Origin of the sequence: Clostridium magnum DSM 2767, from assembly GCF_001623875.1 — a bacterium.
Taxonomy (GTDB): Bacteria; Bacillota; Clostridia; order Clostridiales; family Clostridiaceae; genus Clostridium_AM; species Clostridium_AM magnum.
In genome coordinates, this window is sequence record NZ_LWAE01000007.1 from 149,899 (window position 1) to 173,188 (window position 23,290).

Annotated in this window: 20 protein-coding genes and 1 other annotated feature; of the genes, 16 read left to right on the plus strand and 4 right to left on the minus strand. The window is 31.0% G+C overall.

Annotated features, from left to right (window positions below):
- Positions 1-91: 91 nt before the first annotated feature.
- The 4 genes from CLMAG_RS22995 to CLMAG_RS23010 all read left to right on the plus strand — a co-directional run bounded on the left by CLMAG_RS22995 (position 92) and on the right by CLMAG_RS23010 (position 3,089).
- Positions 92-961, plus strand: coding sequence for a CvfB family protein (locus CLMAG_RS22995; protein WP_066628102.1), 870 nt, complete (start codon positions 92-94; stop codon positions 959-961).
- A 231-nt stretch (positions 962-1,192) separates the two neighbouring features.
- The gene (locus CLMAG_RS23000; protein ID WP_066628105.1) at positions 1,193-2,020 is read left to right on the plus strand and encodes a ComEC/Rec2 family competence protein; all 828 of its coding nucleotides are present in this window, start codon (positions 1,193-1,195) and stop codon (positions 2,018-2,020) included.
- A gap of 246 nt (positions 2,021-2,266) precedes the next feature.
- Complete coding sequence (locus CLMAG_RS23005) at positions 2,267-2,464, plus strand: alpha/beta-type small acid-soluble spore protein (protein WP_066628108.1); 198 nt, start codon at positions 2,267-2,269, stop codon at positions 2,462-2,464.
- A 202-nt stretch (positions 2,465-2,666) separates the two neighbouring features.
- Positions 2,667-3,089: a YaaR family protein gene (locus CLMAG_RS23010; RefSeq protein ID WP_066628111.1), complete on the plus strand. Its 423-nt coding sequence runs from the start codon at positions 2,667-2,669 to the stop codon at positions 3,087-3,089.
- Positions 3,090-3,236: 147 nt separating this feature from the next.
- Here CLMAG_RS23010 and CLMAG_RS23015 read toward each other — a convergent pair whose 3' ends face one another.
- Positions 3,237-4,346, minus strand: a complete 1,110-nt coding sequence (locus CLMAG_RS23015; protein WP_066628113.1) for a Ger(x)C family spore germination protein — start codon at positions 4,344-4,346, stop codon at positions 3,237-3,239.
- On the minus strand, positions 4,343-5,743 hold the full coding sequence (locus CLMAG_RS23020; protein WP_066628115.1) for a spore germination protein: 1,401 nt from the start codon (positions 5,741-5,743) through the stop codon (positions 4,343-4,345). The genes CLMAG_RS23015 and CLMAG_RS23020 overlap by 4 nt, the downstream gene beginning before the upstream one ends.
- Before the next feature lie 152 nt (positions 5,744-5,895).
- Between CLMAG_RS23020 and CLMAG_RS23025 the strand changes: the two genes are divergently transcribed.
- Positions 5,896-6,987, plus strand: coding sequence for an endospore germination permease (locus tag CLMAG_RS23025; protein ID WP_066628118.1), 1,092 nt, complete (start codon positions 5,896-5,898; stop codon positions 6,985-6,987).
- A 443-nt stretch (positions 6,988-7,430) separates the two neighbouring features.
- Positions 7,431-7,982: a signal peptidase I gene (gene lepB / locus CLMAG_RS23030; RefSeq protein ID WP_066628405.1), complete on the plus strand. Its 552-nt coding sequence runs from the start codon at positions 7,431-7,433 to the stop codon at positions 7,980-7,982.
- Between the two features lie 237 nt (positions 7,983-8,219).
- On the opposite strand, the gene CLMAG_RS23035 is transcribed toward lepB, so the two are convergent.
- Positions 8,220-10,133, minus strand: a complete 1,914-nt coding sequence (locus CLMAG_RS23035) for an NAD(+) synthase (RefSeq protein WP_066628121.1) — start codon at positions 10,131-10,133, stop codon at positions 8,220-8,222.
- Positions 10,134-10,477: 344 nt separating this feature from the next.
- Here CLMAG_RS23035 and CLMAG_RS23040 point away from each other — a divergent pair, with 344 nt between their 5' ends.
- Positions 10,478-10,903 carry an NfeD family protein gene (locus tag CLMAG_RS23040; RefSeq protein ID WP_066628124.1) on the plus strand — a complete coding sequence of 142 codons (426 nt, stop codon included), beginning with the start codon at positions 10,478-10,480 and terminating at the stop codon, positions 10,901-10,903.
- 17 nt (positions 10,904-10,920) lie between these two features.
- Positions 10,921-11,859 (plus strand): SPFH domain-containing protein, encoded by a 939-nt coding sequence (locus CLMAG_RS23045; protein ID WP_066628133.1) that lies wholly within the window; start codon positions 10,921-10,923, stop codon positions 11,857-11,859.
- Positions 11,860-12,250: 391 nt separating this feature from the next.
- Here CLMAG_RS23045 and CLMAG_RS23050 read toward each other — a convergent pair whose 3' ends face one another.
- Positions 12,251-13,531, minus strand: coding sequence for an ArsB/NhaD family transporter (locus CLMAG_RS23050; RefSeq protein WP_066628135.1), 1,281 nt, complete (start codon positions 13,529-13,531; stop codon positions 12,251-12,253).
- Positions 13,532-14,303: 772 nt separating this feature from the next.
- Between CLMAG_RS23050 and CLMAG_RS23055 the strand changes: the two genes are divergently transcribed.
- The 8 genes from CLMAG_RS23055 to nhaA all read left to right on the plus strand — a co-directional run bounded on the left by CLMAG_RS23055 (position 14,304) and on the right by nhaA (position 23,171).
- The gene (locus CLMAG_RS23055) at positions 14,304-15,374 is read left to right on the plus strand and encodes an NAD/NADP-dependent octopine/nopaline dehydrogenase family protein (RefSeq protein ID WP_066628137.1); all 1,071 of its coding nucleotides are present in this window, start codon (positions 14,304-14,306) and stop codon (positions 15,372-15,374) included.
- 45 nt (positions 15,375-15,419) lie between these two features.
- Complete coding sequence (gene dctP / locus CLMAG_RS23060; RefSeq protein ID WP_175562213.1) at positions 15,420-16,448, plus strand: TRAP transporter substrate-binding protein DctP; 1,029 nt, start codon at positions 15,420-15,422, stop codon at positions 16,446-16,448.
- Positions 16,449-16,496: 48 nt separating this feature from the next.
- Positions 16,497-16,802, plus strand: a complete 306-nt coding sequence (locus tag CLMAG_RS23065) for a UxaA family hydrolase (protein WP_066628141.1) — start codon at positions 16,497-16,499, stop codon at positions 16,800-16,802.
- A 2-nt stretch (positions 16,803-16,804) separates the two neighbouring features.
- On the plus strand, positions 16,805-17,974 hold the full coding sequence (locus tag CLMAG_RS23070; RefSeq protein WP_066628143.1) for a UxaA family hydrolase: 1,170 nt from the start codon (positions 16,805-16,807) through the stop codon (positions 17,972-17,974).
- A gap of 167 nt (positions 17,975-18,141) precedes the next feature.
- Positions 18,142-18,666, plus strand: a complete 525-nt coding sequence (locus CLMAG_RS23075; RefSeq protein ID WP_066628146.1) for a TRAP transporter small permease — start codon at positions 18,142-18,144, stop codon at positions 18,664-18,666.
- Positions 18,663-19,997, plus strand: a complete 1,335-nt coding sequence (locus tag CLMAG_RS23080; protein ID WP_066628148.1) for a TRAP transporter large permease — start codon at positions 18,663-18,665, stop codon at positions 19,995-19,997. Before CLMAG_RS23075 ends, CLMAG_RS23080 begins: the two co-directional genes overlap by 4 nt.
- 535 nt (positions 19,998-20,532) lie before the next feature.
- Positions 20,533-21,240 carry a FadR/GntR family transcriptional regulator gene (locus CLMAG_RS23085; protein ID WP_066628151.1) on the plus strand — a complete coding sequence of 236 codons (708 nt, stop codon included), beginning with the start codon at positions 20,533-20,535 and terminating at the stop codon, positions 21,238-21,240.
- Between the two features lie 516 nt (positions 21,241-21,756).
- Positions 21,757-21,817, plus strand: a sequence feature (sodium ion sensor (DUF1646 type); this cis-regulatory element may regulate processes involved in with the transportation of sodium ions).
- 154 nt (positions 21,818-21,971) lie between these two features.
- A complete protein-coding gene (gene nhaA, locus CLMAG_RS23090) occupies positions 21,972-23,171 on the plus strand; it encodes a Na+/H+ antiporter NhaA (protein ID WP_066628154.1) in 1,200 nt (399 codons plus the stop codon).
- Positions 23,172-23,290: the final 119 nt, after the last annotated feature.

Genomic DNA, 23,290 nt, shown 5'->3' on the forward strand with positions numbered 1-23,290 from the left:
CTTATAAATAGTAGTAAGGCTGGCAACAATAGTATATAATAGGGTTCAGCTATGTGTTAGTAGGAAAGAAATGTGAGGAGTGAAAAATCAGATGATAAATATTGGAGAATTTAATAAATTAGAGGTAGTAAGAACAGCAGAATTTGGATACTATCTTAATGCAGGTACAGGTAATACTAGTGACGATGTTCTTCTACCTAATAAAAGTGCCCTAGGCAAAGACCTTTCTATTGGGGATGAAGTTAATGCTTTCATATATAGAGACTCAAAGGATAGAATAATAGCAACATTAAAGGAGCCGTTAGCTAAAGTTGGTGACGTTGCTTGTCTTAAAGTAGAAGGTAAAAGTAAGTTTGGAAGCTTTGTAAACTTTGGATTAGAAAGAGATATCCTTGTACCATTTAAAGAACAGGAATATACATTAGTAGAAGGAAATAAATATTTGTTTTATTTGTATCTAGATAAAACCGGCAGAATTGCAGCTACTACAGATATTGATAGATATTTGGAGAATATAGATATAGAGAATACAGAAGAGATACAGGAAAATAAATATAGAGTAGGCGATGATGTAGTCGGTATAGTCTATGGATTCCAAACTAATGGAAGTGCCATGATAGCAATTGATAATAAATATAGAGGGGTCATACTGCATAACGAATATTTCACAGAGCTTAAAGAGGGATATGAATTAAAACTTAGAATAAAGAAGATATATGAAGATGGAAAGCTTGGGCTTACTCCAAGAAAAAAACCAGTAGATGAAAGACTTGAACTTCAGGAACAAATATTACAGTATATAAAGAAGAATGATGGTTTTATGCCTTTTAATGATAAAAGTTCACCAGAAGAAATTAAAAGAGTTTTCAAGCAAAGCAAAAATTATTTTAAAAATGCTCTAGGTGGATTAATGAAAAAGGGACTTGTGGTTCAGGATGAAGAAGGAACTCGACTAAAGTAAACGGGGTAAACTGTACCCTGTAAGATATACACAGAAAATAGACTGTGTACATCTTACAGGGTACAGTTTATTTTTACGTCCGGAAATATCTATATTCACTATAACTATTTTATGGACTTGCTGACAAGTCAAGCTGGCTACCTTCTTGTACCAATCATTCACGGAGATAACTGGAATAAAACTACTATATATTACAAAAAATAAACTTAATTGATATATGGAGGTGGTTAAGTGAGAAGAAGAATAATTATAGTTTTTGTATTAATTATTATAGGTATTAGTAGTACTGTTTCTGCCAAAAATGATAAATATGAAGTGCATTTTGTAGATGCAGGGCAAAGTGATTGTGTTTTAATTAAGGGAAAAAATAAAAACTATATAATAGATACCGGTGCAGCCTATTATACTAACCGAATTTTAGAATATCTAAATTCAAATGGAATAAGCAAAATTGATGCAATCATACTGACTCATTATCATGATGATCACTATGATGGGCTTCTAAAAATAATAGAGAATAAAAAGGTTGGCTTGGTACTTCTTCCTATCCATGATAGTGATATGAAGGATGATTTACATAAAAAAATACTTAAAAATAATACAAAAGTTAAATTTATAAGTGAAGGCTGGAAAATAAAGCAGGGAAAAATTAATTTGAAAGCAATAGGTCCAATTAGAGAAGATAACAAGATAGAAAATAATAATTCAATAGTAATACAGGGAGAAATAGATGGAGTAAAATACTTATTTGCAGGAGATTGCGAAAAACAAGAAGAGGAAGATTTGATTAGTAGTGAAAAACTTGTAGAATGCGATATTTTAAAAGTGCCCCATCATTCTTTAAATACTAGTAGTTCAGAGGAGTTTCTAAAAATATTAAATCCTAAAATTGCAGTGGTTACTTGTGATGGAGTGGGAACACCTGATTTAAAAATAATAAAAAGAATTAATGAAAATGGAAGTATAGTTTTTAGATCTGATATAAATGGGCATATAGTAGTTAAAAATGGATTTATAAAAGCCTCAAGAGACGGAATAAGCATAAGAGTTCATCATTAAAGCTATTTTTATTATTTATATTTTTTATCTTTGATAATCTATTGGCTTAATAGTTATATTGTCCAGATTATATAAGAAGCATTATAGTCATTTTTGTGATATTAAAACAAACATTAACAGACTTTCATATATTTTTAAGGAGTAATAATTTTTAAACTGTACAAACTTATATCATAAGGTTAAGTTACAAAGCAACCACATAACTTAACTGGATTCAAAATAAAGAATAAGAGGAGGAATATCATTATGTCAAATAGAAGTAATAGAGTATTAGTACCTCAAGCTAAAGCTGGATTAGACCAATTTAAAATGGAGTCTGCAAGAGAAGTTGGCGTAGATTTAAAAGACGGATATAATGGAGACCTTACTTCAAGAGAAGCTGGATCAGTTGGTGGAAATATGGTTAAAAAGATGATAGAAGCTTATGAAAAAGGATTAATGTAAATATAAATAAATGATAGTAAGGCTGGATAGATATTAAAATCTATCTAGCCTTTATTTTTTAATAACCCTTTGAATGAGAAACAAATGCAGAATATTTGTTACGGTTACTTTTTTATTCTAAGTAGCTATATTTTTTATATGAATATTAGCTATAATATATATATTAATTATTAGATACATATCGTAATATGGAGGTTAAATAATGGAAATATCTAGAGTGAATAGAAGTTCTTCTGTACCTTCTGAGAAAAAAAGTGTATCACTTAAAAAGGATTTTTCTCAAAGCTTTAATTCTCAAATGGGCAAAAAATCAGAACAGCAGCTTAAGGAAATGTTTGATAATATAAAGAAAAAAGGAAACAGACTTGCCATAACCAAGTGCCATGTTGATGTAAAGGCTTATAAAAGAATGATAAAGGAATATCTAGAGTCAGTTTTAAATTATATGTATGGAGTAAAAAAGGATGTGAGTTTCTGGCAAACGCAGTATTTTATAACCGTAGATACTATTGATCAGAAGCTGGATGAGCTTACACAAATGTTACTGAATGAGCAGAAGGGAAATTTAGATGTGGCTGCCACCATTGACGATATAAGTGGATTATTAGTTGATATTTATAAATAAAAGATTAGTAATATTTATTAACAATTTAACCAAAAAAGAGAGTGCACAAAATTATTTACAGAGCCTGTTAAAATTCATTGAAGGTGATAATGAGACACAAACCTAGTATCATTATCACCTTCAAAGTATATAAAGACCTTAACTTGGTTAATTAAAATTAGTTTTATCAGAAGAACCTTCTACATGCACATGAGCTTCAACTTCTAACTGACTTTTATTAAAAACATCATCTATTTTTGCTCTGGGATATTTTCTGTAAAAATCATCAGATACATTAAATATGTCAAGGTCTTTTCCTTTATAGTAATCAAATAATCTCTCGCAGGCATCCTTTATATTGGATTCTGCATTTTTTTCTAATTGTTCTATATTTTCCTTAGTAAAATTAAGTTTTTCCTGTACATCTGCTATGCTGGTTTTGGTGTTAATTATTTTTTTTACCTTTATTGAATCTCCATCGTAATATATTTTTGTATCTGTTTTACTTTTTAGTATTTCCAGGGTTATATATTTGTCAGCAGCACTAGGATTTCCTGCCTCTAATGTGCCACGTTTTATGTTATCTATAAGAAAGTTATAACCTTCTGCTTGTGTTCGAGGTAGAGTATCTACCATTTTAAAATTTTTAATAATAGCTCCAGCACTTACCTCTATTTTTGATGAGGTTTGATCATCTTTCATAGCGATCATGGTTACCACTGATGTTTTACTCTTGGTATACCTTTGGTTTAAAAAATCGTTAAGCCTAAGTAATATACCTCTAGAGGATGCAGGAATGTTATATATAAGATCAAATATAAATAATCCAATATATTCTTGTTCTTTTAATTTAGCATTAATTAACTTTTGGGGATCTCCTTTATAGATAGCAAGATAAGATCTTACTACTAACTCTTGATCTCGGTCGAAAAAGTCAATATAATCAACTAAGCATTCTCTAGCAGCTTTCTCAGTAAAAATGATACCTCTATTTTGAGTATAATTAAGCTTATAGCTTGAAGATAGATTTAAATCTCTTACAATTTCAAATATGGTTTTTCCAGTACCTTTATATAGAACTCGTTCTCCTTTTCCAGACTCCCCTTTGCCACCTCTTGCTGGTTTAAAGGCTTCTACATAAATTACAGGACTACGGTTATTATCTATATCTACAATAACAGAGGTTACAAATAAAACCTTATCTATATCTTTGTAATTAAAGCATCCATTTAGTAAAAATGTAGTGAAAATAATGAAATATAAAAATAATTTTTTCATTTTTTATCATCCTTATATATAATGTTTTTAGATATATCCTTGACTTCTTTCCTAAAAATAAGATCCTTGTACTTGAAATCATTTGAGGTAGCAAGCGGTAGTAAATAAGGATAACCGCAACTGTCTAGAGATGCAGTATGAGCTAATAATATAAAAATTGATGCAAAAAACCCCATTAATCCTAGAAGCGACGATAATAAAACGACTACTAAAACCCATAAGTATATTGCTGAGTGAAGTTTAGGAATCAAAAAGGATGATATAGCCGAAAGAGCTACAACTATAACTGTACTTTGGGATGCAAGCCCTGAGCCTACAGCAGCATCACCAAGTATTAAGGCTCCAACAATGCTCATCGCCTGACCTATAGGCTGAGGAAGTCTTATACCAGCTTCTCTTAAAAGCTGAAAGAAAAAGGCCATTATTAATACCTCTAACACTAGGGGAAAAGGGACATCTGCTCTTGAGGCAGCTAACCTAAAAACAAATACTATTGGAATTAGAGCAAAATGATAGGTATCTATTGCTACATAAAAACCTGGTAATAATACTGCGAAAAGAAATGCAACTAAACGTATTATTCTACTAGCATTTGTATAATACCTATTTAGGTAATAATCATCTGCCATCTGAAAGTTTTCCAAGAAGAAACAAGGTGCTGTTAATACAAAAGGTGATCCATCTACTATTATGGCAATTCTACCTTCTAGCAGCTTAGAGGCTGCTATATCTGGCTTTTCTGTATACCCTATAGTGTCAAAAAGAGTTTTTTTACATTTAAGTTCTTCTTCTATGTAATTAATATCTAATATAAAATCAATATTTATTTTATTTACTTTTTCCTTTACATATCTTATAAGACTTTCAGGAGCAGAGTTTTTAATATAAGCTATTATTACAACAGTATTTGATTTTGTTCCAATATATAAACTTTCGATTGTTAAATTAGGATTTTTTATTCTTCTTCGAATCAATGAAATATTATCCACGACAGATTCAGTAAAGCCTTCTCTAGGACCTTTTAAAACCTGTTCTGTTATTGGGGTAGACACACTTCTTTTGTTAAATCCCTTAGCTTCGCAATATATTACATCATCAATAAAATCAAAAACTATAACTACATCTCCAGATAAAATGTGAATTAAAGATTCCTCTTTGGATTTTATGCTTTCCACGGAGCTATTAAATAGTACATCTTTCTTTATGCTATTTATATCTGCTTGTATATTTTCATTTGTTATAAATGGAGTAATTATAAATTGACTGATTAGCTTTGAATCGCAAAGATTGTCAATATAAAACAGATGAATGATTCCAAGATTACAGTTTATTTGACGGTCTTTTAAATCAATATTGCCTTTTAAATGGCTATTTATATAGTCAAGATATTCATTCATAAATTATCACCCATTTTAGTATCTGTATTTTTTAGGATAACATTCATTCTTTAGCAAATAATAATAAAGTGTAAATATTTCAAGTTAAGAGAAACTTGAATTAATTTAGGAAACTAAGTCCACTTAATTGAATAAAGAATGGAGAATGGTAAATGGATAAATTGAGTTTTAAACATTTCTTCTTTATAATGTGCGCTTCTGCAATAGTTTCCCTTAAAACTTATCCGGGAATATTTATGAGAGATTCAGGAAGAGATAGTTGGGTTGCTGTTATAATATCGGGAATAATTATTTCTATTGGCTTCGACTATATAATAAGAATATGGATAAATAGGAAGTGTAGTAGTATCAAGGAGGTTTTTGACCTAGGACTTGGAAGATTTTTAGGAAAGATGTTCTTGATTATTTTTGCAACTACATTATTCTTAACAATGGTGGAATGCGCTTCTGTAGAAACCAGTGTGATCCATGTTAACTTATTTATTGAAAGCCCCCAATGGTATATTTTATTTTTTATTTTACTTCCAGGATTATATACCGTAAAAAAAGGCAAAAGTTCTGTAGTAGTAGTAACTGTATTTTGCATGGTAGTATCTATATTAAATGGAATTAATTTGTATTTTCTTACTTATCCATTTAAAAAGTATTATCGTTTATTTCCTATTTTTGAACAGGGAATAAATTATAATTTTTTAATTTCAATAGCCAAATCCTTAGGTCTTTTTTCAACTTTGATTATATCTTTAGTTTATCTATCACAGGTTAACAATACTAAAAAATTGCGGATCTGTTCATTAATTGGTCTAGTTTTTATTGTACAGATGAATACTGCATCTACAACCGGAATTCTTTCAACATTTACTGTTGAAAGAGCTAATTTAATAATATATCCTAAGCTTATTCAAACTCAGCTAATATCCTATTTTGGATTTATAGCAAGTGGAGAGTTTTATGTAATATTTCAAGTTTTAGCTGGTTGGTTTGCAAAGTATGTATTAACCTTTTTTGCATTAATAAGTGTATTAAAAGAATTGAAAATAGAAAAGTTGGTTAATTTAAATGTTGTAAATTACTGTATAACAGCTCTTGTATATGTATTTTCTCTTTGGGCAAGTCGCGATTTAATTAGGTTATTTAAACTTTTAAATGCTTATAGTTATCTGTGTTTAGTAAACTTTTTAATAATACCTATAGTGGTTTTTACAGTATTTGCTATTAGGACTAGGGTTAAAAAATCAAAGTAGTATTCCTATTTTTATCCGATGATTACTCGCTTTAATATTCCCATCTTCTATGAAACCCATCTTCCTAATGTCAGAGGAGTAAGCGATTCGCACCAAATCATAGATTTGGGCTCTCTGCTTAACTGTTTACAAAATGTTTTTAAAATTTAAATATTTATGCAATAATTATAGTGTAGTATAGAATTAGCAGCATTGGAAAAACTTTATACTAGTCTCCCTTTTTACCTGACTAACTTGGCGTAAGTCTCCCACTTCTTCAAGTGGGAGACTTACGCCAAGTAAGCCATGTATTCACAGCTCTAAAATTCAGATGGGGTAAAAGAATCCCCATCTGAATTAAGATCTTGCTTCAATTATTATAGCAGTTCATCCTCCATTTGCCAATGAATGGAGGATGAACTGCTATATGAGATATAATTATGGAAAAAATTGGGGGTGTATTAATGAATAATAATGAGGAAAAGTCTCATAAGATAAATATCTTAAAAGAAATAAAAGAATATGGAATTTCAATAGTAGTAGCTTTATTCTTAGCGTTTATTTTTCATAGTTATGTGCTTGCAAGGGCAAATGTAGATGGACCATCTATGCAGCCTACCCTTCACAATAATGATGTGATTTTTCTAGAAAAACTAAGTGTAGAGACAAATCATATTAAAAGAGGAGAAATAATTGTATTTGATTCTAAAAATCAAAACAATGACTATTATATTAAGAGAGTTATTGGAGTTGAAGGAGATCAGGTTGATATAAAGGATGGAAAGGTTTATGTAAATGGTAATCAGATTGTAGAAAACTATTTAACGCCAGGTACTATAACAGAACCTATTACTCCTAAAACAGCATATAAAGTAGGCAAAGATCAGATATTTGTATTAGGAGATAATAGAAGCAATAGCACAGATAGCAGAATGTTAGGATGTATCAATGTTAAGGACGTAAAAGGCCATGCAGTACTTAGAGCATATCCTTTTAATCAGATAAGAACCTTTTAGATAATTATCCAAAATAAGGTTTAGATTAAGAATGATCTTAATCTAAACCTTATTTTTATCCGATGACTACCCGCTCTAATACTCCCATACGCACTCTGTGAAAGCGATTCGCACCAAATCAGAGATTTGGGCTCTCTGCTTTTCTTCAAAGTGGGAGTAAAGAGCGGCTACGTCCCTGGATTCGTTCAACTAAGAATCAGGTGGAGTTTGAAACTCCATCTGATTCAAGTTTCCACTTCACTGCCAAAGTCTATAGCTTGCATCTGATGGCATTCTCCAGTCACCACGAGGTGAGAGGCTTACAGTACCAACCTTAGGTCCATCAGGAATTGCAGAACGCTTAAATTGTTGAGTAAAGAACCTTCTTATAAAGGTATCTAACCATTTTTTTATTGTTTCTTCATCATAATCATCTCTAAAAGCATTCTTCGCTAGAAATAATATTTTTTCTGGAGTTTCACTTTGTCTTACAAAATGATATAGGAAGAAGTCATGAAGCTCATAAGGGCCTACAATATCCTCTGTTTTTTGAGCTATGTTTCCTTCTTCGTCCTTAGGCAGAAGCTCTGGACTTACAGGAGTGTCTAATATATCCATTAGAATATCAGAAACTTCCTCGGAAACTTCCTTTTGTGCCACATACTTAACTAAATATCTTACCAGCGTTTTAGGAATAGAGCAGTTTACACCGTACATAGACATATGGTCTCCGTTATATGTAGCCCAGCCTAATGCTAACTCTGATAAATCTCCAGTACCAATTAAAAGGCCACCTTCTTTGTTGGATATGTCCATAAGAATTTGAGTTCTTTCTCTTGCTTGAACATTTTCATAGGTTACATCGTGTTTTTCTACAGGATGATTTATATCCTTAAAATGCTGCAGGCAAGCAGGAACTATATTTATCTCTCTAAGTTCTGCGCTTAAATTTTTACATAGATTAACTGCATTGTTGTAAGTTCTATCTGTAGTTCCAAAGCCAGGCATAGTTACTGTTATTATATTTTCTCTTGGTATATCCAGCATATCAAAGGTTTTTACAATAACTAAGAGTGCTAAGGTGGAGTCGAGGCCGCCAGATATTCCAACTATCGCTTTTTTTAATCCTGTATGAGTTATTCTTTTAGCTAAAGCAGCAGTTTGGATATTAAATATTTCTTTACATCTAATTTCTCTTTGAGTTTCATCAGAAGGTACAAAAGGATGCTTATCTAAATATCTGTCAAAAGTTTTATAATCTATACTATTAAACTTAAAGCTTATTTCTAAAGCCTCGTAAGGTATTAATTTAACACTATCTCTAAAGCTAACATTCTTCAATCTTTGGCTATTTAATCTAGTTACATCAACTATTGAACTTATAACTTCATTTTCTCTTTGGAATCTATCATTATTATTAAGTAAAACTCCGTTTTCTCCTATAAGTAAGTCACCACTAAAGACTAAATCTGTTGAGGATTCGAAGACTCCAGAGGAAGCATATATGTAAGAAGAGATACATCTAGCACTTTGAGATTTAACTAAATCTTTTCTGTAGTCAGCTTTACTTACTATTTCATTTGATGCAGATAGGTTTCCAATAATATTTGCCCCCATCAAACTTAAACAGCTGCTTGGAGGAATAGTAACCCATAAATCTTCACAAACTTCAAAACCGAACCTAAAAATTCCGCTAGTAAAAATTAAATTAGTTCCAAAAGGAATATTTTCTTGGAAAAATAAATTCACCTTTTTATTTACTATTCCTATTCCTTCAGTAAACCATCTTTTCTCATAGAACTCAGTATAATTTGGTATATAGCTTTTAGGAACTATTCCAAGGATTTTTCCGTCAAAAATTATGTATGCACAATTATAAAGACAATAATTATAAATAAGAGGTGCGCCTATAGCTATCAATATGTCTTTGTCTTTTGAAAAATTACATAGGTCATGGACAGCTTCTAAAGAGTTATCTAATAGAAGCTTCTGTTCAAAAAGGTCAGCGCAGGTATAAGAAGTTATGCAGAGTTCTGGAAAAACTACAAGTTTAGATCCCTGTTCTACACACGTATCTATACATTCTTTTATGTTTTTTAAATTAAAGTCTATGTCAGCTACATTTGTTACGGGGCATGCAGCAGACACTCTTATAAAACCGTTAGTTGACATTACATCATCCCCTTTTTTATTAATAATTACCAATATAATTATCAATTAGAAATTATAAATTGTCAAATTTATTGTTACAATATAATTTCATGTATATGCATATATTATAATTAAAGAGATGTGAAATTGTTTATAAGTTGAAGCTAATATATGGAACTGTGATTAGGTTATGAAATATCATTATAAATGGTATTTAAAATCATATTTTGAAGTGAAATCAAACTTTATTAATTTGTAAAGTTACAGTATAATTATATTATGATTTTATCATATACATTTAATACTAAATCTAAGTAACTATTTTAAAATTTGTAGTTAATATTTAGTGATTGGGGGTAATATTTATGACGGGGTCTCTTATTTTATGGATTATCATTGGATTGGTAGCCTTGGGAATTGACATTGCAACAAGTGCATTTTTATTTGTATGGTTTACTTTAGGAGCAATAGCAGCAGGGGTAGCACAAATATTCGGATATTCCTTTATAGTTCAGCTTATTATTTTTATTATTGTAAGTGGACTGCTAGTAATATTAGTATATCCTATTGTAAAGAAGTCAATAAAGAACTCTGTTAAACCTACGCTGACTAGGGAGAAAACTTATATAGGAAGAGTTGTAGTTGTAGATGAAGATATTATAGAAAAAAGGTTAATTAAAGTGGATGGTGTTTACTGGAGTGTAGTGGAAAAAGGAGAAGTATTAGAAAAGGGGGACAAAGCAGAAATAGTAGGTATTGAAGGTAATAAAATAATTATTAAGAAGATATAAAGGAGATGTAAGATATTATGGATAAAATTTTAGTTTTGTTTATTCTAGTCATTATAATTGCTGGTGTTTTATCATCAATAAAAGTTGTTAACACCGGTTATGTAACCTTAGTAGAAAGGTTTGGTCAATTTCATAGAGTATTAGAACCAGGCTGGCACTTTCTAATACCCTTTGCTGATTTTGCTAGAAAGAAGGTTTCTACTAAACAGCAGATATTAGACATTGAGCCACAAAGTGTTATAACCAGTGATAATGTTAAGATATCTATTGATAATGTTATATTTTATAGAGTAATGAATGTAAAGGATGCAGTTTATAACATAGATAGCTACCAATCAGGTATAGTTTACTCTACTATAACAAATATGAGAAATATAGTAGGAAATATGGCCTTAGATGAAGTTTTATCAGGTAGAGATAGAATAAATTCAGAGCTTTTAAAAGTAGTAGACGAAATTACAGATGCTTATGGAATTAAAATTTTATCTGTTGAAATCAAAAATATAATTCCTCCAGCAGAAATTCAACAAGCTATGGAAAAACAGATGAGAGCAGAAAGAGATAAAAGAGCTGTTATACTTCAAGCAGAAGGTCAAAAACAAAGTGAAATTGCTAGGGCAGAAGGAGAAAAACAGGCGAAAATTCTTCAGGCAGAAGCAGAGAAGGAAGCTAATATAAGGCGAGCAGAAGGGTTAAAACAGTCACAGTTACTGGAAGCAGAAGGTAAGGCTAAGGCGATTGAAGCTATTGCAGTGGCTCAATCATCCGCAATAATGAAAGTAAATACTGCTATTTTACAATCAGGCACTAATGAAACAATAATAGCATTAAAACAAGTAGAAGCACTTCAAGAAATGGCTAAGAATCCTGCTAATAAGCTTATACTTCCAAATGAAACATTATCTTCCTTTGGGAATATTGCAGCTGTAGCAGAAATGCTTAAAGGAACTAAATAGTTATATATAGACAAACACGGCCGAAAGTTGACTTATCCTGCGGGATACAATGCCAATTTTTAGTACGTTAAATATTTTTAAGTAGTCTAAAACTCAGGATTTGTGAAAGACTAAGAACCTTAGATAACTCGCTATGCTCAGACAATCTAAGGTTCTAAGTTTTACACAAACCCTTCGTTAAGACTACTAGAAAATATTTAAATCTACTTTCAAATTGGTATTGTATCCCTCCGAATAAGTCAACTTTCTGTTATGTTTATAGATACACAACTTTAAAAGTTGGCATATACAGTAGCTGAAACTGAGAAAATTCAATATCTCAGTTAAGTGGATAAGTCAAATTATGAAATTGGATATCTATATAAAATAAAAGATTTAGTTCTGTATATACCTATAGAAAGAAAACTAGATACAGGTAAACTGTAGATATAATCACTGTTAAAATAGTCATTGGAAACGCAAGTTTAAAATAATTCTTAAAAGTAATTTTATGACCTCTTTCTTTAGCCATACCGACTGCAATAACATTTGCACTAGCTCCAATTATTGTTCCATTTCCTCCAAGACATGCACCAAGAGAAAGTGCCCACCATAAAGGTGCTAAGTCCATTCCAGATAGTTGTCCCATATCTTTAATCATAGGTATCATTGTTGCAACAAAAGGTATGTTATCAATAAAGGCTGAAGCAATTGCTGAAACCCATAGTACTGCCATAGTTGTTAAAAGTAAATTTCCATGTGTTATGCTTAATACCCATTCAGCCAAAAGCTTTATAGCACCAGATTCTTGAAGACCGCCTACAAGTATAAATAGTCCGCAAAAGAATATAATAGTACTCCATTCAACTTCAAGTAATATTTTCTCTGGTTTTAATTTTGATATAGTTAGAAGAACAACGGCACCTACAATTGCTATAGTTGCAGATTCATAGTGCAACATTCCATGAAGTATGAAGCCGACAAAAGTAAACCCCAGTACTACTAAGCTTTTAACAAGAAGTTTTTTATCTTTTATAGCTGCTTTTTCATCCATTTGCAGAATTTTTTTCCTTGCTTCTTCTTTTGTTGTTAATTTACGTTTGTATATCAGAGAAAAAATAAATGTTGTCAACAATAGAAGAGGTATAATGACAGGAGTATCATATTTTATAAAGTCAGTAAAGGTTAAACCTACTGAACTTCCTATCATAATATTTGGAGGATCTCCAATCAAGGTTGCTGTTCCCCCTACATTAGATGCAAAGACTTCAGCCATTATAAAAGGAATAGGTGATATATGTAAGTCTTTTACTATATCAAAAGTTATTGGAAGTATTAACAGTATGGTTGTTACATTATCAAGTATTGATGAAAGCACCCCTGTTATTGTAGCTAATAACATGAGAAGTTTTATTGGCTCACCTTTTGCTATTTTTACAACTTTAATTGCAAGGTATTGAAATAGCCCTGTTCTTTTAACAATCATAACAATAATCATCATGCTGATTAAAAGACCGATAGTATTAAAATCAATATGACCAAAGGCATGCTCTTGGCTCAATACTCGTGTAAGTATCATAAGAGAAGCTCCGATAAAAGCAACTAAGGTTCTATCAAGCTTTTCAAGCATGATAAATGCATAAACTGCAAGAAATATAGAGCAGGCTAAAATAAGTTTAAGTGAAATGTCCATGATAAATCCCCCCAGTAAGATAATAGATTAGTAATTCAGTTTGATTTTAAAATTATGCAAGGAAAAAGGTGAAAAAGTCCCAAAATGGACTTATCACCTTAAAAATAAGATGCGTGTAAACCAAGATAACTTCCCCAACCGAACTCAAATATTGTTCTAATGATAGCATAATATTTGCAGATAATCAACTAGCCTTATTTCATAAATTCTAAAATTATTAATATAAATCCTAATTTAATACCTCTAACTATTATGGAATGAAATGATACAGTGAATTAAAGAAACGCTTTTAGAAAATATTAGATAAGAAATTAAGACTATAGAGAATTGTAAAAAACACCTATGTTTAACTAATTATAATTTTTGCAATTATCAAATAATGATATTTTAATATAATTGTTTAATAATTTGACAAAATAAACCTGGCAAAAACTTATTTATGAAAAAGTGTTAAAAAATATAGCTAAACACTGATAAATAATTAAAATATACTGAAAAAAAATAATATTTTGCAAATACACACTTTACATGTAAGACAGTAATAATGTATAATGTTAATACAATATTACACATATATGATCAAGCATAAAAATTATTATAATAGTTTCAAGTATTAGTTGGCCAACATAAAAATACAAAAATTAAAATAAAGGAGGTAAGATGATATTTGGTGTTTATTACAAAAAAAGTAATATTTTAACAAAGGGGGAAGATAACTTATTAAATAGTCATATAAGAAAAATATTTTAGTATAAAAAGGTGTGTGAGTAGTATGCAAAATATTAAATATGCTGTTATTGGAGCGGGAAATGGTGGACAAAGTATGGCAGCACATCTGGCTTTAAAGGGTTATAGGGTTAGATTATATGATATCGATAAACAGAAAATTAATAATCTTAAAGAATTAGGTAGTATTAAAATTACTGGAGTTGTAGAAGGAGAAGGAAAGCCTGAGCTTATAACGGATAATATAGGTGAAGCAGTTGATGGCTGTGATGTTATAATGGTGGTTGTAACCACAAATAATCACACTGATGTTGCAACAGCTTTGACACCTTATCTAAAAAGTAATCAGATAATAGTTTTAAATCCTGGACAAACAGGAGGGGCATTAGAGTTTTACAATATTATAAAGAAAAGTGGACTTACACCTCCAGTTATTGCAGAGACACAGGATTTAATTTATTCATCGAGAAGTTCTAAAGTTGGTGAGGTTAAAATAACAGGAATAAAAAAGAGTATGGCTATTGCTGCATTACCATCAAAATATATTGATAAGGTTATTACAGTTTTAAATCCTGCTTATCCTCAATTTAAACCGGCTCCAAACGTATTATATACCAGCCTAGGTAATATAGGATCGATTATTCATCCTATTCCAACCCTTTTAAATGCTGCTAGAATAGAGCAGGAAATAGTTTTTGATTATTATATTGAAGGAATTACTCCAGCTCTAGCTGCTGTGATTGAAAAGGCAGATGCAGAACGGTTGGCTATTGGTAATGCCTTGGGAATTAAACTTTCTTCAATTAAGGACTGGCTACTTGATACATATGGTGTAAAGGAAGATAACTTGTATGAGGCTTTTAAAAATAATAAGGCTTATATCGGCATAAAGGCTCCTAATAAATTGGATCACAGATTTGTATTTGAAGATGTTGCCTGCGGATTGGTCCCGCTTTCCTTATTAGGAACTTTATTAGGAATTGAAACGCCAACGATGAAAGCATTTATTGAGATAAGTAATACAGTTCTTCGATGTAATTATTGGGAAAAAGGTAGAACACTTGAAAAAATTGGTTTAGGTCAGAAAGGTATTAAGGAAATACTTGCAGCAATATAAATTTGAATATATTGCTAGCAAGTTATAGATGGGGAGGAAATAATGGTGAAAAATTTTAAAAAAACAGGTTTATTAATGCTTGTAATTATTTTAACGACTTCACTTTTTTTTGGATGCGGCAGTAAGAAGAAATCTAAGGACAATGTAACATGGAAATTAGGTTATATAAGACCTGAAGGAACTCGTACTGATACAAGTGCAAAGAATTTTGCAGCAGATGTTGAAAAACAAACTGAAGGTCGTGTAAAAATTGAGTTATATCCTAATTCAGAACTGGGTGACTATTCTCTTGTTCAGGAAAGAGTAGGTATGGGTGATGTGCAAATGCAGCTTGCGTCGGTAGGTCAGACTGTTGACAAAACTTTAGGGATTCAGACTGCTCCATATATAGTTTCTAATTGGAAAGAAGCGAGAAAGTTGTATAATTCAAAGACTGGAGTCATTGCAAATTATGTTGCTGAAAGACTTGATAAGCAAAACATTAAGCTTTTAGCAGTTTATCCACAATACTTTGGAAGTGTTGCATTATCTAAAGAACCTAAGAATCCAAAGGATCCTAGCTCATCAAAGAATTTAAAGATTCGTGTTCCATCTACAAAGGCATGGGAGGAACTTGGAAAGGGGCTTGGATTTATGACTACACCTCTTCCAGCATCTGAAATATTTACTTCATTACAGACTGGTATTGTTGATGGTGCCATTGGCGCAGGAAGTGAATCTTATTATACACAGTATAAAGAATTAGTTAAATATGTTATGCCTATTAAGTATCATTTTGAATGTCATTGGCTTTATATAAATAAAGATACGTGGAATGAACTATCTGAAGATGATCAAAAGTCCATACAAGCAATTGCGGAAAAAATTGAAAAGGATGCATTTGATCAAGCGGAAAAAGAAGAAAAGAAGTATGATGATCTATTTAAGAAAGAAGGAACTACTGTTTACGACTTCACAGATGATGAAATAAAAGCCTATGCTGACAAGATAAGAAAAGATGTTTGGCCAAAACTTGAAAGTGAGTATGGAAAAGATATATTTGACAAAGTTAAAAAAGAAGTAGGAAGTAACTAGAATTTAAGTTGTTAAACATAAAAAAATTTAAGAAAGGTGTGAATTATTATGAAAAGAGCAATAATTGTCGATTCTAATGACAATACTGCGGTGGTAGTTCAAAATACTTATCGTGAAGAGTTATTAAAAATTGGTGATAAAACTTTGATTGCAGCTGAAGATATACCTTTAGGACATAAGATTGCAATGGATAGGATAGCTAAGGGAGAATTTATAATAAAATATGGAGTGCCTATAGGAAAGGCATTAGTTGATATTGAACCTGGAAGGCATGTGCATACTCAAAATGTTGAAGATATAACTGAGGAACTGTGTAGACATTATGAGAAAAAATATCGTGAAATTGGAGAGTGAAGATGAAGATGGTATTAGGTTATAAAAGAGCAGATGGAAGAATAGGAATACGTAATTATATACTGGTTGTATCAATGGTTCAATGTTCGAATTCTGTTGCATTAAGAATTGCTCAAAGGGCAGAAGCAATTCCAATAACTCATGAACAAGGTTGCGTTGAATTCGCAGAGGATCATAACCGTACAGAGCTGGCATTGATTGCAGCAGGTAAAAATCCAAATGTATACGGTGTTTTATTAGTTGGACTTGGGTGTGAGCAAACAAATTCAGTTAATATTGAAAATAAGATTGCCGCTATAGGCAAGCCTGTAGAACGTATTATAATTCAAGAAGAAGGTGGTTCTCCTGAGACTGTAGAAAAGGGGATCAAAATTGTTAAGAAAATGCAGGAGGAAGCTAGCAAACAAAAAAGAGTAGAATATTCAATTAAAGATTTAGTTGTTGGTGTACAATGTGGAGGCTCGGATTGGACAACTGCACTAGCAGGAAATAGTGTTATTGGTGAAATGACTGATATAATAGTAAAAAATGGTGGTTCAGTACTAATGTCAGAAGTAGCAGGATTCCCTGGAAGTGAGCATATAATAGCGCAAAGAGCTGTTAGCAAAAAGATTGGATTTGACGTATTGAATATGATTGGAGAGCTAAGACAGGAATTTACTGATAAATATGGACAAACAATTGAGGAAGTAAATCCGACTCCAGGAAACAAGGATGGCGGGATAACTACTCTTGTTGAGAAGTCTATGGGTAATATTAAAAAGATGGGTACTTCCCCTGTTCAAGGTGTTATTAAGGTTGGACAATCTATTCCTTATCCAGGACTATGGATACTTGATTGTAGAGCACAGGGACCTGATTCATTTACAACAACGGGTTTTGCTATGGCTGGCGCTCATGTAACAGTGTTTAGCACTGGTAGAGGAACACCTCTCGGATCAGCTGTTATGCCACTTTTAAAGGTTACTGGTAATCCTTTGACTTATAAATCATTGAATAGCATTATGGATTTTAATGCAGGAACTGTTATTGAAGGTAAATCAATTAAGGAAACAGGTAATGATTTGTATGAATGCTTGCTGCAAGTTGCCAGTGGTAAACTTACTAAATCAGAGATTAATGGTGACTTTCCATTTACAATACCTAGAGAAAGAGCTAGAAAAGTAATATAATTATACTTCTAATTTAAGAATATTTTTTACTGGAATTCCCCAGAATATAATTTTTAATGACTTATAGATTAAATGAAGTATTCAGGGGCATTCTGGTAATAAAAATTAATATATTAATAAACTTAGAATCTTAACTTTTTTAAATTACCTTTAAAGGGGGATTAGGTATGGATTATAGCAGTAAATTTACTGGCTTTAAAAATAGTTTAAATAAGATACAATCATGTATTAATACGTTATTACTGATTTCTTTAATTTTGCTTGTAAGTATTCAAATTATACTAAGATATGTATTTAAAAGCCCACTTCTTGGTATTGAGGAGATGATGATTTTTCCAACAATATGGCTTTATTTGCTGGGAGGGGCAAGTGCATCTTTAGAGGAAAAGCATATTGAATGCGGTATGCTGGATTCAATGATAAAAAGTCCTATAAAGCTTCAGATGACTGCTGTTATAAAAAATTTGATATCTATAATTGTATGCATAATTTTATGTTGGTTAAGTTTTGATTTTTTTTCGTATTCCCTTAAAATGTGGAAATTAAGTGGTACATTGTCTATTCCTATGTTTTTTGGAGAAAGTTCATTTTTCATTTCTATATTGCTCATGGCAATTTATTCAATATTTGAACTAATTAAAAACGTGAATAAATACTGTAATATGAAGGAAAAAGAGGTGATAGAAACATGATGACAATATTTGTGCTTGATGTGTTGTTGCTTGTTATTCTTTTAATCCTCGGTACTCCATTGCCATTTGTTTTTGGTGGCGGAATTGTCTTTATGATGATATTTGCAGATGTTCCTATAAAAAGCTTGATGTTATGGAGCTTTAATCAAATGATTAGTCCTGTACTTCTTGCTAGTCCTTTTTTCATGCTTGCCGGTTCAATTATAGCTGAGAGTGGTATTGCTAAAAGATTAATGGATTTTGCAAATTTATTTATAAATCGCCTTAAAGGGGGAGTTGGTGTATTAAGTGTTATTACTTGTGGTATTTTAGGTGCTATTTCAGGAAGCTCCTTTACAGGTATTGCTGCTGTTGGCCCGGTTTTAATTCCTGAAATGGAGAAAAAAGGATATGAAAGGGGCTTTGCTACTTCTCTTGTTACTTGTTCATCTATATTGGGAGTTCTAATTCCACCTAGTATACCGTTAATTATTTATGGATGGGTTACAGGAACCTCGGTTTTAGGGTCATTTCTTTCCACCGTAGGACCAGGAATTTTGACTATAATTACTTTTTCAATTATAAATTTAATCTATGCACGAAAGCGTCTTTCATCTTCCAACGAGTACGCAGCTACGATAGAAGAAGAGATTGTTACTAATAATGAAGTGCAGGTTAACAAGTCTAAAAATCCTTTTGGTATTTTTATAAAAGCAATACCTGGATTATGTATGCCGGTTATAATACTTGGAGGTATTTATGGGGGGGTATTTACTCCAACAGAAGCAGCAGCTGTAGCATCAGTTTTAGCTCTTTTTATTGGTTTCTTTATATATAGGGAATTAAATATGAAAAAAACTTATAATATGATGAGAAGTTCTTCAATATCAATAGGTGCTATCATGACAATGATAACCTTTTGTTTGATATTAAGTCAGATATTTGTAATGCTGAAGATTCCAGAACAACTTGTGGACATATTTATGGGAATAACAAACAGTAAGCTTTTGGTTTTGGTTATAGTTAATATATTTTTATTATTCATAGGAATGATAGTAAATGACACAACAGCCATTATATTAACAGCACCACTTCTATTACCTTTAGTTGTAAAGTTTGGAATTTCACCTATTCAATTTGCAGCGATAATGACAGTAAACTTAGCTGCTGGGGGTATTACGCCGCCATATGCAAGTGTTTTATACTATGGCATGATGGTTGGAGATTGCAAATTCAGCAAAATCTTAAAGCCAACACTAGTTTTTCTTTTATTTGGTTATTTACCAGTTATTATATTAACAACTTATTTTGAACCTGTTTCAATGTTTTTACCAAGATTATTTGGTTTTTAAAAGTATATTTATATAGAATACTTATTAGGCTTGTTATATAGTGCAAGCCTAATTTTGTGTTTACAATACTGAACTTAGACAAGAATAAAATAACTGTTTTTGAAATTTTATACAGTTTATAAGATACTAATAATAGTTGAATATTAATGGATAAATGGTAAAGTTCTCATAAAAATTTTGAAACTTACTATTGAAATGAGAGGTTAGCATTAAATATTTTAAATAAAAATACAATTGTCAATATATTTATGGAGAAAAATCTTAGGCTATAAATATTATGAAATTTAAATTTGTTTAGATTCTTTAATGCAGTACATGAAAATTTGGTATAATTAATCTATAATAAATATAGTAATTAGATTAAATTCGTAAAATCATGTGAACTGTAGTTAACATACAATAATTCATTGTATGTTAAGGTTCTTATTAGATAAGCTAAGAACAGGATTGATTATTTATATCTTTCTAATAAATTAATATAAAATATTTACCGGTTCAGCTTAGTGTAAATATTTCGAAAGTGGAGGCTTAGTAAATGAAATTACCAAAAATATCAAGAACAACTCTTGTTGATAAGGTTGTAGAGATTATAATTGAAAAAATTAAAAGTGGGGAGTTCAAGCCTGGTGAAAAATTGCCTGGAGAAATAGAGTTAAGTACACAGTTAGGGATATCAAGACCAACTATTCGCGAGGCAATATCATATCTTGTTGGGTTGGGTATAATAAAAAGAGGTGATTTGGGTATCCAAGTTGCTGGTGAACCGACCTCAATGATGGAGGCACAGCTATCTTCTCTAATACTGGTTGGATTAGAAACTAAAAAACTATATGAAGCAAGAAGAATTTTAGAGGTAGAAATAGCTGATCTTGCAGCACAAAGAGCAACTAGCGAAGATATTGAAGAATTAGTAAGGCTGAATGAACGTGTAATGGAAAAACTTTATGATAAGGAGGAGTACTGGAATGTTGAGTGTGAGTTCCACTTAGGTGTTGCTCGAATAGCAGATAATGAGGTTTTATATTTGATATACAAGGTTATTTTAGACCTGTATAAGAAAATAGAAAGAGAAATTTTTGAACAGAAAAGAATTATCGAGATAACTCCTATAAATCATGAAAAATTAATTGAAGCTATTAAAAATGGTGACTCAAGTAAAGCGAGGAATGTAGTGGATGCTTCGATTATAAATGCAGAAGAAGAAATGCTATCTATTCGCTTTAATGAAAAACTTAATAATTAAACCGCTAATGTATTTTTGTTTAAAAATGTAAAACAAAATGTGTTAACAATCGGAGAACTGAGTATCATTTTTGTCCGATGATTGGCACGTTTTTTTAAGGGAAAATACACCAAAATATTGACCAGAATATATTATAATAGACTTTTGCTTATTTTCTTTATAATTCTTAATAATTACTGGGAGGGACTTGACTAAACATTTACTTCCCTCCTCCATGTTTTTAAACAACTGAAAATACATATAGCCAATAAGTGTAATAACTATATGAAAAGCTATAAAATTATATCTTGTACTTTTGTCATTTTTACTTAACTGTAACATATAAACTATCTAATTTAATTATCATTAGTCTATATGTATAATTGTAAAAAGTCATTAAAATTAATTTTTAACAAATCATTATATCAATTATTTTTAGATATTTTCATATTACTTATTGAAGGTTTGTTATTAAAAACTTGCATATATTCTCTTATTATTATATAATGTTATATATAATTGAATAGAAGCATATACGGTTGGGTAAATAGTTTTATTGTTTACTTTCAAGCAATTTTGGTTTCTGGGGTGGGAAGCTCGTTTAGAGTTTTTCACCTTTTTTGTCGTTCGATATTTTAAAATCAAGGAAAAAATTACAAAAATTGAGATTGTGATTTTTCATTTAAACTCAGTATTTACACTATAAATAATAAAAGTTTTAATGCATACAATAAATAAAAAGGAGAGTAAACATGAAAATTAAAACTTATAAGAAAATTTTTAATCCATTTTTATACTTTTTCAAAAGCGAAGCTTCTAGTGGTGTAATACTATTAATTTGTGCTATCGCTGCAATGGTAATTGCAAACTCTGATCTTGCTTCAAGCTATGACCATATACTGCATAGGTATATAACCATTGGGTATAGAGAATTGTCTTTATCGATGTCAGTTCTTCATTGGATTAATGATGGATTAATGGCTATATTTTTCTTTGTAGTTGGCATGGAAATTAAGAGAGAAGTGGCAATTGGGGAGCTTAAATCTATTAAAAAAACCATATTACCCGTTGCTGCCGCTGTAGGAGGTATGATTGTACCTGCAATTATTTATATGGTATTTAACTATAATGAAGCAACTATTACAGGGTGGGGAATTCCTATGGCGACGGACATTGCATTTGCATTAGGTGTACTTTCCCTAGTAGGTAAAAATGCACCTAAGGGAATCTTGATTTTTCTTACAGCTTTAGCTATAGTTGATGATTTAGGAGCTATTATTGTGATTGCGGTGTTTTATACTAGTCAAATTTCCAAGGTTGCTCTTATTGCTGCTTTAATTGTTCTTGGTCTTCTTATATTGGCTAATAAGCTCAAAGTTAAATCTACAGCTGTCTTTGTCATTGGTGGTATTATATTGTGGATTGCTGTTTTAAAATCCGGTATACATGCAACAATTGCTGGTGTGCTGCTTGGAATGGTAATACCTGCTGGGAAGAATATTAACGAATTTAAGAATTCAATGTTATACAAGCTTGAGCATACTTTAACACCATATTCTGCATTTGTAATTATGCCAATATTTGCTCTAGCAAATTCAGGTGTAGCTATTGATATTAAAAGTTTTTTAACAGTTATATCAGCACCAGTTAGTTTAGGAATTATATTTGGACTCTTTATTGGTAAGCAAGTGGGAGTATTTGGAGTTTCGTATCTATTAGTAAAGTTTAAAATTGCTAAGCTTCCTAGTCAAGTAACAAAAAAACACTTATATGGTGCTAGTGTGCTTGCCGGTATTGGATTTACGATGTCACTATTTGTTGCATCTTTATCCTTTGTGGATGAAACTATATTATCCACGGCTAAAATCAGCATAATATTAGCGTCACTTTTATCGGCAATATTAGGTATGGTAATCTTTAAATTTTCAAAACCTGAAAGTAGAAAAAGGTAGAAAAGTCCCAGCCTGGACTTTTCTACCCTAGAAATCAGATGTTTTCAAAGGGATGTAACTTGTACAACTGAATTTATGTATTATAACAATCATACTGAGTAAATGAAGTTATATATTTT

Bases quoted from the DNA above. Each gene is read 5' to 3' on its own strand.
- CLMAG_RS23080 (WP_066628148.1), top strand. From the start codon at position 18,663: ATGATGACAATATTTGTGCTTGATGTGTTGTTGCTTGTTATTCTTTTA.
- CLMAG_RS23040 (WP_066628124.1), top strand. From the start codon at position 10,478: ATGACGGGGTCTCTTATTTTATGGATTATCATTGGATTGGTAGCCTTG.
- CLMAG_RS23005 (WP_066628108.1), top strand. From the start codon at position 2,267: ATGTCAAATAGAAGTAATAGAGTATTAGTACCTCAAGCTAAAGCTGGA.
- CLMAG_RS23035 (WP_066628121.1), bottom strand. From the start codon at position 10,133: ATGTCAACTAACGGTTTTATAAGAGTGTCTGCTGCATGCCCCGTAACA.
- CLMAG_RS23075 (WP_066628146.1), top strand. From the start codon at position 18,142: ATGGATTATAGCAGTAAATTTACTGGCTTTAAAAATAGTTTAAATAAG.
- lepB (WP_066628405.1), top strand. From the start codon at position 7,431: ATGAATAATAATGAGGAAAAGTCTCATAAGATAAATATCTTAAAAGAA.
- CLMAG_RS23025 (WP_066628118.1), top strand. From the start codon at position 5,896: ATGGATAAATTGAGTTTTAAACATTTCTTCTTTATAATGTGCGCTTCT.
- CLMAG_RS22995 (WP_066628102.1), top strand. From the start codon at position 92: ATGATAAATATTGGAGAATTTAATAAATTAGAGGTAGTAAGAACAGCA.
- CLMAG_RS23050 (WP_066628135.1), bottom strand. From the start codon at position 13,531: ATGGACATTTCACTTAAACTTATTTTAGCCTGCTCTATATTTCTTGCA.
- CLMAG_RS23045 (WP_066628133.1), top strand. From the start codon at position 10,921: ATGGATAAAATTTTAGTTTTGTTTATTCTAGTCATTATAATTGCTGGT.
- CLMAG_RS23065 (WP_066628141.1), top strand. From the start codon at position 16,497: ATGAAAAGAGCAATAATTGTCGATTCTAATGACAATACTGCGGTGGTA.
- CLMAG_RS23055 (WP_066628137.1), top strand. From the start codon at position 14,304: ATGCAAAATATTAAATATGCTGTTATTGGAGCGGGAAATGGTGGACAA.
- CLMAG_RS23070 (WP_066628143.1), top strand. From the start codon at position 16,805: ATGAAGATGGTATTAGGTTATAAAAGAGCAGATGGAAGAATAGGAATA.
- nhaA (WP_066628154.1), top strand. From the start codon at position 21,972: ATGAAAATTAAAACTTATAAGAAAATTTTTAATCCATTTTTATACTTT.
- CLMAG_RS23010 (WP_066628111.1), top strand. From the start codon at position 2,667: ATGGAAATATCTAGAGTGAATAGAAGTTCTTCTGTACCTTCTGAGAAA.
- CLMAG_RS23015 (WP_066628113.1), bottom strand. From the start codon at position 4,346: ATGAAAAAATTATTTTTATATTTCATTATTTTCACTACATTTTTACTA.
- CLMAG_RS23085 (WP_066628151.1), top strand. From the start codon at position 20,533: ATGAAATTACCAAAAATATCAAGAACAACTCTTGTTGATAAGGTTGTA.
- CLMAG_RS23020 (WP_066628115.1), bottom strand. From the start codon at position 5,743: ATGAATGAATATCTTGACTATATAAATAGCCATTTAAAAGGCAATATT.